The organism is Streptomyces sp. JH14 (genome assembly GCF_029428675.1).
In the GTDB taxonomy this organism is placed as follows: domain Bacteria; phylum Actinomycetota; class Actinomycetes; order Streptomycetales; family Streptomycetaceae; genus Streptomyces.
Genome location: NZ_JAJNEL010000001.1, coordinates 1,896,608 through 1,911,578, shown reverse-complemented (window position 1 = coordinate 1,911,578; position 14,971 = coordinate 1,896,608). Strand labels below are relative to the sequence as shown.

The window sequence follows — 14,971 nt, the reverse complement described above, 5'->3', positions numbered from 1 at the left end:
CGCCCGTTGTCACCGGTCCGCCCCCGGCCGCCGGATCAGGCGCAGGACACCCTCAACGGCCCGACGCAACAGGGGGGTCGGCGAGCGTCGCCAGGCGTGCGGCGATCTCCTGCGCGCCCTCGTGGCCCGTGAGCACCGTGTAGTGGTTGACGTCCCGCATCGCCACCGGCTCCACCCGGGTGCTCTCCAGGCCGGCCGCCGCCAGGCGCTTCTCGTCGTAAAGGCCCTGCTCCTCGTCCATCAGGCCGCGCGCCGCCCACAGCAGCGTCGTCGGCGCCGGCAACTTCCGTATCGCCGACAGCACTTCCTCGTCGAACAGCCCGATCCCGTCCGTGCGCACCGCCTCGATCCGGCAGGTGGAATACATCTCCGGCTCGTCACCCGTCAGATCGCGCTGGATGTACGCGTCCACCTCCGGCGACCACGCATCCCCGGCGAACGCGGGGTGCGCCTGCCAGAAGGAGCGATAGGCCGCCCGGTCCGGGAACGTCATCGACAGCCGGTCCATGGCCGGGCCGATCACCGCTGTCATGAGTTCGTCCGCGGACAGATGCGTGGGGGCCGGGAAGCCCACCCCGCCGTCGACGAGCAGCAGCGGACCGAACCGGTCCGGGTGCCGTACGGCGGCCAGGGCCGCCACGAACGCACCCATCGAGTGGCCCGTCAGCACCACCCGGTCCAGGCCGAGCGCGCCCGCCAGCGCGGCGATGTCATCGGCGTGCGTCGCGATCCCGTACGGACCGGGCAGCCCGGCGCTCGCCGCGCGGCCGCGCAGGTCAGGGGCGATCAGGGTGACGCGCCCGGCCAGCTCCCGGGCCACCACGCCCCAGGAGAGCGCGTTGGCCGTGATGCCGTGCAGGGCCACGACCACCGGCGCACCGGGGTCCCGGGCCGGCCAGCGCAGCGCCGCAAGTTCGCCGCCCGGGACCGGGACGCGGATCTCTTCGTACGGGGTCATGAGTGCCGGTTCTCCTTCTGGGCGGCTGCGCCCGCTCTGCTTGCACCTCTGTCTGCGCCTCTGGCCGCACGGAACGCGGAACCCACCCGGGACGGCAGCCGTGCCAGCCCGCCCGGCAGCAGATGCACCACGGCCACGAACAGCACGCCGAGCAGGAACAGCGGCTGGGACAGCGGCACCCGCAGCACCGCGGGCAGTCCGGCGACCGCACCCGACCCGGCGAGATCGCCGAGCCGGTGATCGGCCCAGGTGTAGAGGATGCCACCGACCATCGGCCCCCAGCGGGTGCCCGATCCGCCCAGCACCACCATCACCAGCAGCGACAGCGTGAAGTCCGAGGTCGTCGTCTGGGGTGTGGAGCCGCCGGTGAGCAGCAGATGGACGAGCCCGCCGAGCGCGGCCAGCGCCCCGGCCAGGACGAAGGCCGTCAGCTTGAACCCGTACGGCTTCAGCCCCAGCACCTCCACCCGGCGCTCGTTCTCCTTGATGCCCTCCCAGACCCGGCCGGTCGGGGAGCGCACCGCCCAGTGGACGACGGCCAGGGTGAGGACCAGATAGCCCAGCGCGACCCAGTACAGATTCGCCGTGTTCTCGATGCCCACGAGCCCGGACGGCAGCAGCTCGGCGGGCGCCGCCCGGCCCTCCTCGCCGCCGGTGAGGCCGCCGGGGTTGCGGGAGACCAGGATCGAGCCCGCCTGCGCGAACGCCAGCGTCACCATGGAGAAGCCGATGCCGGTGACCCGCAGGCTCACCGATCCCAGTACCAGGGCGAGCGCGATCCCGAAGCAGACGCCGACCAGCGCCGAGACGGCGAACGGCAGACCGGCCTCCAGCATGATCGTGTTGGTGGCGTAGCTGCCCGCCGCGAAGTACAGCGCATGCCCGAAGGAGAGCAGTCCGGTGCGGCCGAGCAGCAGGTCGTACCCGGTCGCCAGGGCGCCGAACAGCAGGCAGGTGGCGAGGAGTTGGAGACTTCCCGCGCTGCCCACCGGGCCGTCGAGCAGCCCGGGCAGCGGCAGTGCGCTGTACGGCGCGACGACCAGCGCCACGAGCACGGCGGCGGGCCACCAGCGCAGCAGCCGGGCGGTGCGCGCGCCGCGGACCGGTGCGGATGCCGTCATGGGTGCTCCACCGGTGCGGTCGGGTGTCTCGGTTGCGGTGCTCACGCGAGCCTCCCGGTCAGTCCGCGCGGCCGTACGAGCAGCAGCGCGGCGAGCAGGACGACGACGGCCAGGTCGCCGAGGCCCGCTGCGGTGTAGTAGTTGGCGAACTGCTGGACCAGGCCGATCACGACGGATGCCACGGCGGCGCCGGTCACCGAGCCCATCCCGCCGGTGACCACCACGACGAACGCGAAGATCAGCAGCGAGGTGCCCTGCCGGGGGTCGACCGAGCCGAAGTACAGCCCGCCGAGCGCCCCGCCCAGTGCGGCGGCAGCGCCGCCGATCGCGAAGACGAGGGTGAACGCCTTCCGTACGTCGATGCCGAGCGCGGTCACCATCGCCCGGTCCTCGACGCCCGCCCGCACGACCAGCCCGTGCCGGGTCCGGCCGAGGAAGAGCCGCAGCGCCACCAGCACCACGACCGCGGCCGCGACCAGCACCAGCCGGTTGACCGGAACCTCCGCGCCCAGCAGCGAGAACGTGCCGGACAGCGATTGCGGCCCGGGGAACCGCAGGGCGTCCGAACCCCAGATGCCCGACAGCAGCGCCGGGACGGCGAGCCCCACCCCGACGGTGGCGAGCACCTGTTCGCGCGGCCGGGTGTACAGCGGGCGGACGACGGCGAGCTCCAGCAGTACGGCGGCGACGGTGCCCACCGCCGTACCGAAGAGCACCGCGAGGACGAAGCCGGCGCCGCCGGAGCCCGCGCCCGGCAGATGGCCGGACGCCGCCCACCAGGTGCCGTACGCGCCGATGGAGAGCAGCGCGCCGTGCGCGAAGTTGAGCACGTCCATCAGACCGAAGATCAGCGAGAGCCCGGAGGCGATCAGGAAGTAGAGCGCTCCCAGACCGAGTCCGGTCATGGTGAGCAGAACGACGGTGGACATCAGGAATCCGCCTCCACGGAAGGGACTTCGGTGGCCGGGCCGTGCCCCACGCCCAGCAGCCGGCGCGCCGCCTCCGCGTCGCCGAGCAGCTCACCGGCCGGGCCCTGGTGGGCGGTCCGTCCGTCGGCGAGCACGGTGCAGTGGGCGGCCAGGCGCCGTACGACGGCGAGGTTCTGTTCCACGAGCAGCACCGGCACCGCCTCGGCCGCCCGCTCCAGCACCTCGGCGACCTCGGTGACCACCTTCGGCGCCAGGCCCTTGGTGGGCTCGTCGGCGATGATCAGGCGGTTGCCGTTGAGCAGGGTGCGGCCGATGGCCACCATCTGCTGCTGGCCGCCGGACAACGTCCCCGCCAACTGCCGCTCCCGGCGCTTGAGTTCGGGAAAGAGTTCATGGACGAGCGGGTACGCCGGCTCGCCGGCCCCGCGCCGCTCGGCCAGCCGCAGGTTCTCCGCCACGGTCAGCCCGGCGAAGACACCGCGGTCCTCGGGGGCGTAGCCGATGCCACGCCGGACCAGTGTGTGCGTGGGCAGACCCACGGTCTCGTCGCCGTCGAGCCGGACGCTGCCGGTGCGCGGGACGAGGCCGAGGATGCCGCGTACGGTCGTGGTCTTCCCGGCTCCGTTGCGGCCGAGGAGCGCGGTCACCCCGTGGCGGGCGACGTCCAGGTCCACCCCGTGCAGGATGTGCCGGCCGCCGATGAGCACCCGCAGGTCCCGTACGGCGAGCAGGGTTCCGGTGGTCACAGCCCCTCCCCGAGGTAGGCCTGCTGCACGGTCGGGTCGGCCGTCACGGCCTCGGGGGTGTCCAGTGCCAGCAGCCGGCCGTGGTGCATCACGGCCAGCCGGTCGGCCAGTCCCAGCAGGACGTCCATGTGGTGTTCGACCATGAGAACGGTGCGGCCCTCGTCGCGGTGCAGGGTGCGGATCAGTTCGGTGAGCGCAGGGACCTCCTCCGCGCTCACCCCTGCCATCGGCTCGTCGAGCAGCATCAGCCGCGGCTCGCCCACCAGCAGCACCGCCAGCTCCAGCTTCCGCTTCTCGCCGTGCGACAGCTCGGACGCCAGGGCCCCGGCGCGGTGGCCGAGCCCGGTGCGCTCCAGTACGCCGTGCACGTCGCCGGTGTACGGGGAAGCGCGCCGCCAGATGCGGTACGAGCCGCCCCGGGCGGCCTGCGCGGCCAGCCGGACGTGGTCCGCGACGCTCATGCCCGGCCAGAGGCTGGACGTCTGGAACGTCCGGCCGATCCCGCGCCGGGCCCGGGCGTGCGCGGGCCGTCCCGTCATGTCCGTACCGTCCAGCTCGATGGTGCCCGAGGTGGCTGTGGTCAACCCGCTGATCAGGTTGAACAGGGAGGTCTTGCCCGCCCCGTTGGGGCCGATGAAGGCGAGGAACTCGCCCTCGCGGACGTCCAGCGTGATGTCCTCGACGATGGTCGCCCCGCCGACGCCCCAGCCGAGGCCGGTCAGCCGGAGCACGGGCGCGGTGGCGTGCGCCCCGCTCCCGTGCTCCGCGGTGATGCCCGGTGCGGCCATCGGTCAGCCCGCCGAGGGCTTCGCGGGCGGCGCCACCTTGTCCATCGGCTCGGTGGTCACCAACTCCGGCTTCGCGGCGGCGCCCTTGCCGGTCAGCTTCGCCACGAACATCGGCTGCACCAGCGCGTGGTCCTCGGCCCGGACCTGCTCCTGGCCCTTCACCCCGTCGAAGCTCCAGCCCTCCAGTGCCTTCACCATGGCGGCGGGATCGGTGGCACTGCCCTCCTCCACCGCGTGCACGATCATCTGCGCGGCGGTGAAGCCGTCCGGCGTGAACAGGTCGGGGGTGCCGCCCGCCTTCGTCACCGAGTCCAGCATCGACTTCTCCACGGCGTTGCCGCCGCCCGCACCGGGGAAGTAGTGCGCGAGGAACGAGACCTTGGAACCCGCGGCGCCGAAGATCGGGTACGAGGCCGTGCCGGCCAGCCCGGTGACGACCTTGGACGCGCCCAGCACTCCCTGCTGGTCCAGCGCGGTCCACAGCGCGGGGGCGGTGGAACCGGCCCAGGCGACGAAGACCAGATCGGGACCGCCGGCCTTGACCTGCCGGGCGAACGGGGTCAGGTCCGTGGCGCTCGGCGGAGCCAGTACGGAGCCCACCTTCGCGCCCTTGCCGCCGAGGACGGCCTTCACGGCGGCGACGTTGGCCTGGCCGAAGGTGGAGTCCTGCGCCAGCACGGTGACCTTCTTGCCCCTGGCCTCGCCGAGCATCGTCCCGGCGGTGAGGATGTCCTGGTAGGACTGCCGGCCGGAGCGGAACGTGTAGTCGTTGATCCCGGTCACGGCGTCGGTCGCGGCGGGGCCGCTGACGTACAGGACCTTGTTCTGCGCGGCGAGCGGCGCCATCTGCAGGGCGACCCCGGAGTCCGTGGTCCCGGCCAGCACCTTGTACCCCTTGCCGATCAGGTTCTTCGCCGCGGAGACCGCCTTGCCCGGGTCGCCCGCGTCGTCCTGCTCGGTGACCTCGATACGGTGCCCGGCGACCTTGCCGGTGCCGTGCGTCGCGTAGTCCAGGCCCGCCATGAAACCGTCGCGGTACTGCTTGCCGTAGTCCGCGAGCAGACCGGTCCGGGAGTAGACCAGACCCACCTTGACGGTCTGGTCCTTCGCGCCCTTGCCGGACGCGGAGTCCGCCTCGCCCGCCTTCCCGGCGGCGGTGCAGCCGACCAGCAGCAGACCTGCGGCGGCGAGGGTGACGACGGCGGAGAGAGATCTGTGGTGCTGGGCGGTGTCTGTGGCTCTGCGACGCATGACCGGCTCCTCGGCGGGATTCCTGTGATGTCGCCGAACCGTATGAACACCGCGCCGCCGTCGACATGGTGCAGGGCACCCCACCTGAGGAGGTCCGCATGTGGCGGCCGCACATGGGGCGCGGAGGCCCGCGTGCGATCAGGACTCAGGAGGCGTCCCGGGGTGTCGTCACGTCGATCAGCCGGCACACCGTCTCGATGTCTATCTTCACCTGGGCGATCGACGCCCGCCCCGACAGCCAGGTGATCAGCGCCGAGTGCCAGGTGTGCTCGATGACCCGGACCGCGGAGAGCTGCTCGGGCGTCGGGTGCTCCAGCCCCATCGAGTCCAGGATGATCGCCGTGGTGAGCCGCGAGACGGTGTCCACCTCGGGGCTGACACTCCGGTCCGCGAACGTCAGCGCCCGCACCATCGCATCCGCAAGATGCGGTTCGCGCTGCAGCGCGCGGAACGCCCGCATCAGCGTGTCCGCGACCCGCTGCGCCGCGTCGTCCCCGGCCGGGGGACGCTTGCGCAGTGTGCCGTGCATGTGCTGGAGCTGGTCCTGCATGGTGGCGACCAGCAGATGGATCTTGGAGGGGAAGTAGCGGTACAGCGTGCCGAGGGCGACCCCGGCGGCCTCCGCCACCTCGCGCATCTGCACCGCCTCGAATCCGCCCCTGCTGGCGAGCTGGGCGCTGGCGTGCAGGATGCGGCCGCGACGGGCCTCCTGCCGTTCCGTCAGGGGTGGCGATGCCGGCTTGGCTTCCGCTGTCATGTGTCCCCCTCCATGGCTTCTGTCCGGCTTGGGTCCGGCTTCGGTCCGCGACCGGAGGGAGGCGCGTGGGCTCCCGGCGGCGCACAGCATGCCAGGGTGCCCGGTCGTGGCGCGAATCACCTGATCCGGCCGTCACACCGACGCTACCTGCCGGTAGATTCGTAGCTCGTTGAACGATCCGGTCTGAAACTTGTTCTAGATTAGCGCCAGCGGTTACGCTCCGGCGCAAACGCAGTGAGAAGGGGGCCGAGTGTGACCGCTGAGGCCATAGAGACGGGCCCCCGCACGGGCAGCGACACATCGGACGCCGCCGGCGGCCGACCGTTGCGCATCGCACTCCTCACCTACAAGGGCAACCCGTTCTGCGGCGGCCAGGGCGTGTACGTGCGCCACCTCGGCCGCGAACTCGCCCGCCTCGGCCACAGTGTCGAAGTGATCGGCGCCCAGCCCTATCCCGTGCTCGACGAGGGCGTCCCGCTCACCGAGCTGCCGAGTCTGGACCTCTACCGCCAGCCCGACCCGTTCCGCACCCCGAAGCGCGGCGAGTACCGGGACTGGATCGACCTCGCCGAGGTCGCCACCATGTGGACCGGCGGCTTCCCGGAACCCCTCACCTTCAGCCTCCGTGCCCGTCGTCATCTCGCCGCCCGCCGCGGCGAGTTCGACGTCATCCACGACAACCAGACCCTCGGGTACGGGCTGTTGGCGGACCTCGGCGCCCCGCTCGTCACCACCATCCACCACCCCATCACCGTCGACCGGCAGCTGGAGCTGGACGCCGCCGACAGCCGTCGCCGCCGCGCCTCCGTACGCCGCTGGTACGCCTTCACCCGCATGCAGAAGCGCGTCGCGCGCCGGCTGCCTTCGGTGCTCACCGTCTCCGGCTCCTCCAAGCAGGAGATCGTCGACCATCTCGGGGTGCGGCAGGACCGGATCCATGTGGTGCACATCGGTGCGGACACCGATCTGTGGTCGCCCGACCCGTCGGTCGCCGAGGTGCCCGGCCGGATCGTCACCACCTCCAGCGCCGACGTCCCGCTGAAGGGCCTCGTGCACCTTGTCGAGGCGCTCGCCAAGCTCCGTACCGAGAACCCGCGGGCGCACCTCGTGGTCGTCGGCAAGCGGGCCGAGGACGGACCCGTTGCACAGGCCATCGAGCGGTACGGACTCCACGACGCCGTCCGGTTCGTCAAGGGGATCAGCGACGCCGAACTCGTCGACCTGGTGCGCAGCGCCGAGGTCGCCTGCGTCCCCTCGCTGTACGAAGGGTTCTCGCTGCCCGCCGCTGAGGCGATGGCCACCGGCACCCCGCTCGTCGCCACCACCGGCGGTGCGATCCCCGAGGTCGCGGGCCGGGACGGCGAAACCTGTCTGGCCGTGGAACCCGCCGACGCCGGCGCCCTGGCCGCCGCGCTCGCCCGGCTGCTCGGCGACCCGCAGCTGCGGGCCCGGCTCGGCGCCGCGGGCCGGGCCAGGGTGCTGGCCCGGTTCACCTGGAAGCAGGCCGCCATCGGCACCGCGGAGCTCTACCGGCAGGCGATCGCCGCCCGCGCCGCCACCCTGCAACCCGGCGGCCGGCGGTGACCCCGCAGCCCGCCCGCGCAGTCCCCGCCGTCCTCGCCCCCTGAACCCCCTCGACCGCGAAAGCAGGCACTTGTGCTGACCGTGGACTTCACCCGCTTCCCGCTCGCCGCAGGCGACCGAGTGCTCGACCTGGGCTGCGGCGCCGGCCGCCACGCCTTCGAGTGTTACCGGCGAGGCGCCCAGGTCGTGGCGCTCGACCGGAACGGTGAGGAGATCCGCGAGGTCGCGAAGTGGTTCGCCGCGATGAAGGAGGCCGGAGAGGCCCCCGCGGGCGCCACCGCCACCGCGATGGAGGGCGACGCGCTCAACCTGCCGTTCCCCGACGAGTCCTTCGACGTCGTCATCATCTCCGAGGTGATGGAGCACATCCCCGACGACAAGGGGGTGCTCGCCGAGATGGTCCGGGTGCTCAAGCCGGGCGGCCGGATCGCCGTCACCGTGCCGCGGTACGGCCCCGAGAAGGTCTGCTGGACCCTGTCCGACGCGTACCACGAGGTCGAGGGCGGCCACATCCGCATCTACAAGGCCGACGAACTCCTCGGCAGGATGCGCGGCGCCGGCCTCAAGCCGTACGGCACCCACCACGCGCACGCGCTGCACTCGCCGTACTGGTGGCTCAAGTGCGCGTTCGGCGTCGACAACGACAAGGCGCTGCCCGTCCGCGCGTACCACAAGCTGCTGGTCTGGGACATCATGAAGAAGCCCGCCGTCACCCGGGTCGCCGAGCAGTTGCTCAACCCGGTCGTCGGCAAGAGCTTCGTCGCGTACGCCACCAAGCCGCACCTGCCCAGGGCCGCTGCCGCTGCCACGCACGACCCTTCGAAGGCCGAGGCGTGACCACTCCCGAGCAGACCGAACACCTCGTGCTGCCCGGGGTGCTCACCGCCGAGCAGGCCACGGAGACCGTTGCCGCGCTGCTCGCCGTCCAGCGCGAGGACGGCGCGCTGCCCTGGTTCCGCGGCCACCACCTCGACCCGTGGGACCACACCGAGGCCGCCATGGCCCTCGACGCCGCGGGCGAGCACGCCGCCGCGGAACGCGCGTACGACTGGCTGGCCCGGCACCAGAACGCGGACGGCTCCTGGTATGCCGCCTACCACGACGGCGACCCGGACCGGCCGACCGATCGGGGCCTGGAGTCCAACTTCTGCGCGTACGTCGCCGTCGGCGTCTGGCACCACTACCTCGCCACCGGCGACGACGGGTTCGTCGACCGGATGTGGCCGACCGTCTACGCGGCCGTCGAATTCGTCCTGCGGCTCCAGCAGCCCGGCGGCCAGATCGGCTGGAAGCGCGAACCCGACGGCACGCTCGTCCACGACGCCCTGCTGACCGGCTGTTCCTCCATCCACCAGGCGCTGCGCTGCGCACTCGCCATCGCCGAGCAGCGCGAGGAGCCGCAGCCCGACTGGGAACTGGCGACGGGCGCGCTCGCACACGCCATCCGCAACCACCCCGAGCGCTTCCTCGACAAGAGCCACTACTCGATGGACTGGTACTACCCGGTCCTCGGCGGCGCGCTCACCGGAGCGGCCGCCAAGGAACGGATAGAAGAGGCCTGGGACCGCTTCGTCGTTCCCGGCCTCGGGGTGCGCTGTGTGCTGCCCAACCCCTGGGTGACCGGCGGGGAGAGCTGCGAACTCGCCCTGGCGCTCTGGGTGATGGGGGAGTCGGACCGGGCCCTGGAAATCCTCCAGTCCATTCAGCATCTGCGCGCCGAGGGCGGGATGTACTGGACGGGGTACGTCTTCGAGGGCAACCGGGCGTTCTGGCCGGAGGAGCACACCACCTGGACCGCCGGATCGCTGCTGCTCGCCGTGGCCGCGCTGGGGGGCGACGAGGCGACCACCGCGGTCTTCGGCGGCGAACGGCTGCCGGCGGGCCTGGAACCCGACTGCTGCGCCGCCTAGGGGGCGCAGCAGCCGGGCCGGCAGGTCACAGACGGCGGATCCGGCCCGCCACCGCATGTCCGACGAAGAGATAGACGGCGGCGGCGAGGCCGTATCCGGAGACGACCCGTGCCCACTCGTCGTCGAACGTGAACAGGTCGTAGGACCAGCCGGCCAGCCAGCGGGCGGCGTCCTTGACGAAGCCCACGAGGTCGTTGGCCCGGTTGGCTTCCAGCAGGTACATCAGGATCCACAGGCCGATGATGACGGCCATGACGTCGGCCACCACGGCTATGACACGTGCGGCTGTGCTGCTTCTCGTTCCTGTTCCAGGAGACATGGATATCAGGTTGCCGTTTTCCGCGGTCCGAAACCCGGCCGGCGCCTCTTGAGTGGCGTGGCACCGGGTGCGAGGTGAGCCTGGCAGCAGGTGTCGCACCGCGTCACCCGTCGTCGAACCCGCTACTGATGCGCCCCGTCAGGGAGGCTCGCTGTGCCCAGTTCCGTACCGCTCCGCCGTCTGTTCGTGGCGCTGCTGTTGTCCTGCACCGTGCTGGTGACCGCCACGGCGTGCGGCAACGACTCAGGCACCGGCGCGAGCGCGTCCGCGTCACCGAGCGGTACGGCGTCGGCAGAGAAACAGAAGCTGGCCAAGACGCGGTTCGTCGCCAATGCGGGGCTCGCGGCGGGTGCGACGTATCAGTGGATCATCAAGCCGTACCGCGCGGGCAAGTTCAAGAAGGGTGCGGACGGACGCACGTTCGCCCTCGTCAAGGCAGGTCTTGCGGGAGGCTTCGCCTACAACCGGCTCAAGGCCGCGACGGTCAACGCCAAGGGCGACCCGCTGCTGTCGAAGGCGATCGCGCCACTGACGGCAGGCATCGAGTCGCTCAAGGGGCTCGGCACGAAGCTCCGCAGCGGCGAGGCGGGCGCGGGGGACGTCGGTGCCTTCGAGTCCGTCATCAACAGCGTCAAGGATGCGGGCAAGAGTGCGGGCGCCGAGGTGAAGGACAAGGTGCCGACCGCCTCCCAGCTCGGCGGATGACCTGCGGGGCGCCGTCACCGGCGCACTAGGGTGCTGCCATGACGCTTCTGGCGCACGACCACTACTGCGAAGAGATCCTCCGTCAGACCGACGGGTTGAGGGCGCTGATCAGCGGCAGGGGCCTCGACGCGAAGGTTCCGACCTGCCCCGGATGGACGCTGCGCGACCTCGCCGTGCATGTCGGCGGCGCCCAGCGCTGGGCCGGTGAGATCGTCCGTACCCGGGCGACCGAGGCGCTCCCGGACGAGCGGGTGCCGCAGTTCACGCCGGACGGCGACGACGCCGCGGTGCTCGACGCCTGGCTGGCCGACGGGGCCGCGCGGACCGTCGCCGCCCTGCGCGAGGCCGGCGCCGGGCAGCCGGTCTGGACCTGGTCGTGGGACCGGAGCAGCGGATTCTGGGCGCGGCGCATGGCCCACGAGACGGTCGTCCACCGCGCCGACGCGGCCGTCGCGGTGGACGCCGGCTACGAGGTGGCGCCCGAACTGGCGGCCGACACGATCGACGAATGGCTGGAGATCGTCGCCTTCGCCCAGTCCGAGGGGGACCCGGAGGCCGCGGAACTCCGCGGAGCCGGACGGTCCCTCCATCTGCATGCCACGGATGTGCCCGGGGCGGAGTGGCTGATCGAGTTCGGCGCGGACGGGTTCACCTGGCGGCGGGCGCATGAGAAGGCGACGGTCGCGGTGCGCGGGCCGCTGACGGATCTGATGCTGGTGTTCAACCGGCGGCAGGGCGTGGACGGCGGCCGGGTGGAGGTGCTGGGGGAGCGGGAGCTGCTGGACTTCTGGCTGGAGCGTGCGACGTTCCGCTGAGGCGGGCGCTCAGGTGTTGACGAGGTCGGCCAGAACGCGCAGGGTGTGCAGGTCCGGTGCTGTGACCAGCAGGTCGGTCACCGGGCCCTTGCGCCACAACTCCAGCCGCTGCGCGATCCGTTCACGCGGACCGACGAGCGAGATCTCGTCGGCGAACGCGTCCGGCACGGCCAGCACCGCCTCCTCCTTGCGGCCCTCCAGGAACAGCCGCTGGATCCGCCGCGCCTCCTCCTCGAACCCCATCCGCGCCATCAGGTCGGCATGGAAGTTACGGGCGGCGTGCCCCATTCCCCCGATGTAGAAGCCGAGCATCACCTTCACCGGCAGCAGCCCCTCCGCGACATCGTCACAGACGTGCGCGCGGGCCATCGGCGCGATCATGAAGCCGTCGGGGAGATCGGCCAGCGACGCCTCGTACACGTCGGTGCGCAGCGGCGACCAGTACAGCGGCAGCCAGCCGTCCGCGATCCGCGTCGTCTGTGCGATGTTCTTCGGCCCCTCCGCGCCCAGGAGCACGGGAAGCCCGGCGCGCAGCGGATGGGTGATCGGTTTGAGGGGTTTGCCGAGGCCGGTGGCGTCCGGCCCGGTGTACGGGAGCGGGTGGAAGCGCCCGGCCAGTTCAACAGGGGCCTCGCGCCTGAGTACTTGACGCACGATCTCGACGTATTCACGCGTGGCGGTCAGCGGGCTCTTCGGGAACGGGCGCCCGTACCAGCCTTCCACCACCTGTGGTCCGGACAGCCCCAGCCCGAGCATCATCCGGCCGCCGGAGAGATGGTCGAGGGTCAGGGCGTGCGTGGCGGTCGCGGTCGGGGTGCGCGCCGCCATCTGCGCGATGCCCGTACCGAGCCGGATACGGGAGGTGTGGGCGCCGATCCAGGTCAGCGGGGTGAAGGCGTCGGATCCCCAGGCCTCCGCCGTCCACACCGAGTCGTAGCCCAGCCGCTCGGCCTCGCGGGCGAGCTCCAGATGGGCGGGGTTGGGGCCGCGGCCCCAGTAGCCGAGAGCGAGTCCGAGCCGCATACCGGTCCTCCCACCATGCCTGACGGGCTGTCAGTTCCATCCGTACCGACGGAGGGTACGACAGCGGCCCCCCGCCCGGAAGGGCGAGGGGCCGGCCGGAACGGGCTGCGGTCAGCCGCGCTGGATGCCCGTGGTGTCCTGCAGCACACCGCGACGGCCGTCCTGGGTCTGAGCGACGAGACCCGGACCGCGCTGCTCCACCGCGAGATACCAGGTGCCCGGCGCCAGTTCGGCGATCGGGCTCGGCGAACCGTCCTCGCCGTACAGCGGACGGGCCACCGGCACCGCGAACCAGAACGGCGTGAAGTCACCGGCCGGCGCGGCGCCGCCCTGGGAGGCCTGCTGTGCGTGCGGGGCGGGGTCGGGCTGACCGGGCTGCGGCTGCGCACCGTACGGCTGGCCCGGCTGGGCGCCGTACGGCTGCTGCTGCTGGGCGCCCGGGTAGCCGTACCCCTGGCCGGGCTGCGGCTGGGCGCCGTACGGCGACTGCACGGCCTGCGGGCGCGGGGCGCTCACCAGCGGGGCCTTGAGGGCCGGGACGAGCGGGGTGGCGATCGCGCCACCGGCCAGTACCAGCGCGGCGATCAGGCCGAGGACAAGGCCTGCTCCGGCGTCGACCTGGCCGAGGTCGATGATCGTCCAGAGGATGTTCCACGCGGTGAAGACCGTGGCCGCGACACCGAACGGGCCGAGTTCCAGACCCGCGATCTTGCGGGGCTGCGGCTGCGAACGGGAGAACACGATCAGAGCCGCACCGGCCACCCCGACCATGTAGACGCCGATCGCATTGCCCAGCGAATCCCAGGCGTTCGGCGCTCCGCTGAGACCGTTGTAGGAGATGTAATCGAGGAAAGAGGCGATGAACAGCACCACCGCTGCGCCGATCACCACGCCATCGCCTCGAGTGAGGGAGCGGATATTCACGTGAAGGTCCTTAGTCGGTCGTCTCGTCGGGGCGGTCGTCGATGCCGCCGGTACGGCGGGTACGGCGCGAAGCTCAGGGCGGCTCCCCATCGTACGGATGAATCTATCGTCTGACCGGACAGCTTGTGTCCCGGCCCGGCCCATGGGTGGTCATCCCCCGGAATCCACCGCACAACTCCCGCACAACTTCCTCTGCTTACCCGTTGAGGTAGGAGCTGATGCCGTCCGCAATGCCTTGTGCGGCCTTCTGACGCCAGCCCGCGCTGGTGAGCAGAGCGGCGTCCTTCGGATCACGCATATTGCCGCATTCGATGAACACTTTGGGCACGGTCGACAGATTTAGTCCGCCCAGATCGCTCCGGGTGTCCAACCCCGTATGACCGCCGACGTAGTTGGAAGGCGCGCTTCCGGTGGCGCGGACGAAGAGCCCCGCGATCCGGGTGCCGAGATCGCGCGACGGATCCACGATCTTCGACGTGTCCGCGGCCCCACCGCGCACCCGTGCGGGGAGGATCACATGGAACCCCCGGTTGCCGGCCGCGGACCCGTCCGCATGCACCGAAACGACCGCATCGGCCTTGGCGTTGTTGCCGATCCGCGCCCGCTCGTCGACACACGGCCCGAACGGGCGGTCGTCGTCGTACGTCAGGATCACCTTCGCGCCCTGTGCCTGGAGCAGCGCACGCAGCCGGTGCGACACATCGAGCGTGAACCGGGCCTCCGCATAACCGGAGTCGGTGGACGTACCGGTGGTGTCGCACTCCTTGTGCGTCGTGCCGATGTCCACCTGGCGGCCGATCTCGCGGGTGTGCTCATGGTTACGGGGGTTGTGCCCGGGGTCGATGACGACGGTCCTGCCCGCGAGCGGCCCGGACCGCGTGCCGTTCGCGGACTTCGCCGGGGCGGGTGCGGACGCGTCGGCCGCCGGGCCGCTCTTCGAGGGCGAAGCCGAAGCCGTGGGCGACGGCGACGACGCGGCACCGCTGCTGCCCGCGCGCGGCCGAGCCGGCCCGCTCCCTCCGCCGTCGCCGGCACCGCCGCAGCCCGCGGTGAGGCATACGGAGGCGAGTGCGGCGGCGGTGAGCAGGCGGCGGACGCGATGCTGGGCGGCATGTGGGGCGGCGGGGGGAACGCTGTCGTC

At 71.8% G+C, this 14,971-nt stretch carries 16 protein-coding genes; 5 read left to right on the top strand and 11 right to left on the bottom strand.

The features are described from left to right. Positions 1 to 52: 52 nt before the first annotated feature. From LRD69_RS08650 to LRD69_RS08620, 7 genes are all read right to left on the bottom strand, one after another. Positions 53 to 958 (bottom strand): alpha/beta hydrolase, encoded by a 906-nt coding sequence (locus LRD69_RS08650; protein ID WP_277325972.1) that lies wholly within the window; start codon positions 956 to 958, stop codon positions 53 to 55. Beyond that, positions 955 to 2,124, bottom strand: coding sequence for a branched-chain amino acid ABC transporter permease (locus LRD69_RS08645; RefSeq protein WP_277325971.1), 1,170 nt, complete (start codon positions 2,122 to 2,124; stop codon positions 955 to 957). The genes LRD69_RS08650 and LRD69_RS08645 overlap by 4 nt, the downstream gene beginning before the upstream one ends. Further along, positions 2,121 to 3,008, bottom strand: a complete 888-nt coding sequence (locus LRD69_RS08640; protein WP_277325970.1) for a branched-chain amino acid ABC transporter permease — start codon at positions 3,006 to 3,008, stop codon at positions 2,121 to 2,123. The genes LRD69_RS08645 and LRD69_RS08640 overlap by 4 nt, the downstream gene beginning before the upstream one ends. Continuing rightward, positions 3,008 to 3,754, bottom strand: a complete 747-nt coding sequence (locus LRD69_RS08635; protein ID WP_277325969.1) for an ABC transporter ATP-binding protein — start codon at positions 3,752 to 3,754, stop codon at positions 3,008 to 3,010. The genes LRD69_RS08640 and LRD69_RS08635 overlap by 1 nt, the downstream gene beginning before the upstream one ends. After that, the gene (locus LRD69_RS08630; RefSeq protein WP_277325968.1) at positions 3,751 to 4,542 is read right to left on the bottom strand and encodes an ABC transporter ATP-binding protein; all 792 of its coding nucleotides are present in this window, start codon (positions 4,540 to 4,542) and stop codon (positions 3,751 to 3,753) included. The genes LRD69_RS08635 and LRD69_RS08630 overlap by 4 nt, the downstream gene beginning before the upstream one ends. A gap of 3 nt (positions 4,543 to 4,545) precedes the next feature. Then, entirely contained in the window at positions 4,546 to 5,793 is a 1,248-nt protein-coding gene (locus LRD69_RS08625; protein ID WP_277325967.1) for a substrate-binding domain-containing protein, read from the bottom strand. 145 nt (positions 5,794 to 5,938) lie between these two features. Beyond that, positions 5,939 to 6,550: a TetR family transcriptional regulator gene (locus LRD69_RS08620; protein ID WP_277325966.1), complete on the bottom strand. Its 612-nt coding sequence runs from the start codon at positions 6,548 to 6,550 to the stop codon at positions 5,939 to 5,941. 252 nt (positions 6,551 to 6,802) lie between these two features. Between LRD69_RS08620 and LRD69_RS08615 the strand changes: the two genes are divergently transcribed. The 3 genes from LRD69_RS08615 (at position 6,803) to LRD69_RS08605 (ending at position 10,044) form a co-directional block, all read left to right on the top strand. Beyond that, a complete protein-coding gene (locus LRD69_RS08615; RefSeq protein ID WP_277325965.1) occupies positions 6,803 to 8,134 on the top strand; it encodes a glycosyltransferase family 4 protein in 1,332 nt (443 codons plus the stop codon). A 72-nt stretch (positions 8,135 to 8,206) separates the two neighbouring features. Beyond that, complete coding sequence (locus LRD69_RS08610; RefSeq protein WP_277325964.1) at positions 8,207 to 8,971, top strand: class I SAM-dependent methyltransferase; 765 nt, start codon at positions 8,207 to 8,209, stop codon at positions 8,969 to 8,971. Then, on the top strand, positions 8,968 to 10,044 hold the full coding sequence (locus LRD69_RS08605) for a prenyltransferase (RefSeq protein WP_277325963.1): 1,077 nt from the start codon (positions 8,968 to 8,970) through the stop codon (positions 10,042 to 10,044). The genes LRD69_RS08610 and LRD69_RS08605 overlap by 4 nt, the downstream gene beginning before the upstream one ends. Positions 10,045 to 10,069: 25 nt before the next feature. Here LRD69_RS08605 and LRD69_RS08600 read toward each other — a convergent pair whose 3' ends face one another. After that, positions 10,070 to 10,363, bottom strand: a complete 294-nt coding sequence (locus LRD69_RS08600; RefSeq protein ID WP_277325962.1) for a hypothetical protein — start codon at positions 10,361 to 10,363, stop codon at positions 10,070 to 10,072. A gap of 153 nt (positions 10,364 to 10,516) precedes the next feature. Between LRD69_RS08600 and LRD69_RS08595 the strand changes: the two genes are divergently transcribed. Together LRD69_RS08595 and LRD69_RS08590 are read left to right on the top strand one after the other, a co-directional pair. Next, positions 10,517 to 11,068, top strand: coding sequence for a hypothetical protein (locus tag LRD69_RS08595; protein WP_277325961.1), 552 nt, complete (start codon positions 10,517 to 10,519; stop codon positions 11,066 to 11,068). A 38-nt stretch (positions 11,069 to 11,106) separates the two neighbouring features. After that, positions 11,107 to 11,883, top strand: a complete 777-nt coding sequence (locus tag LRD69_RS08590; protein WP_277325960.1) for a maleylpyruvate isomerase family mycothiol-dependent enzyme — start codon at positions 11,107 to 11,109, stop codon at positions 11,881 to 11,883. Between the two features lie 9 nt (positions 11,884 to 11,892). Here LRD69_RS08590 and LRD69_RS08585 read toward each other — a convergent pair whose 3' ends face one another. The 3 genes from LRD69_RS08585 to LRD69_RS08575 form a co-directional block, all read right to left on the bottom strand. Then, entirely contained in the window at positions 11,893 to 12,906 is a 1,014-nt protein-coding gene (locus LRD69_RS08585) for an LLM class F420-dependent oxidoreductase (RefSeq protein ID WP_277325959.1), read from the bottom strand. A gap of 111 nt (positions 12,907 to 13,017) precedes the next feature. Further along, positions 13,018 to 13,797, bottom strand: a complete 780-nt coding sequence (locus tag LRD69_RS08580) for a hypothetical protein (RefSeq protein ID WP_277325958.1) — start codon at positions 13,795 to 13,797, stop codon at positions 13,018 to 13,020. Positions 13,798 to 14,026: 229 nt separating this feature from the next. Beyond that, complete coding sequence (locus tag LRD69_RS08575; protein WP_277329671.1) at positions 14,027 to 14,917, bottom strand: N-acetylmuramoyl-L-alanine amidase; 891 nt, start codon at positions 14,915 to 14,917, stop codon at positions 14,027 to 14,029. Between the last annotated feature and the right edge of the window lie 54 nt (positions 14,918 to 14,971).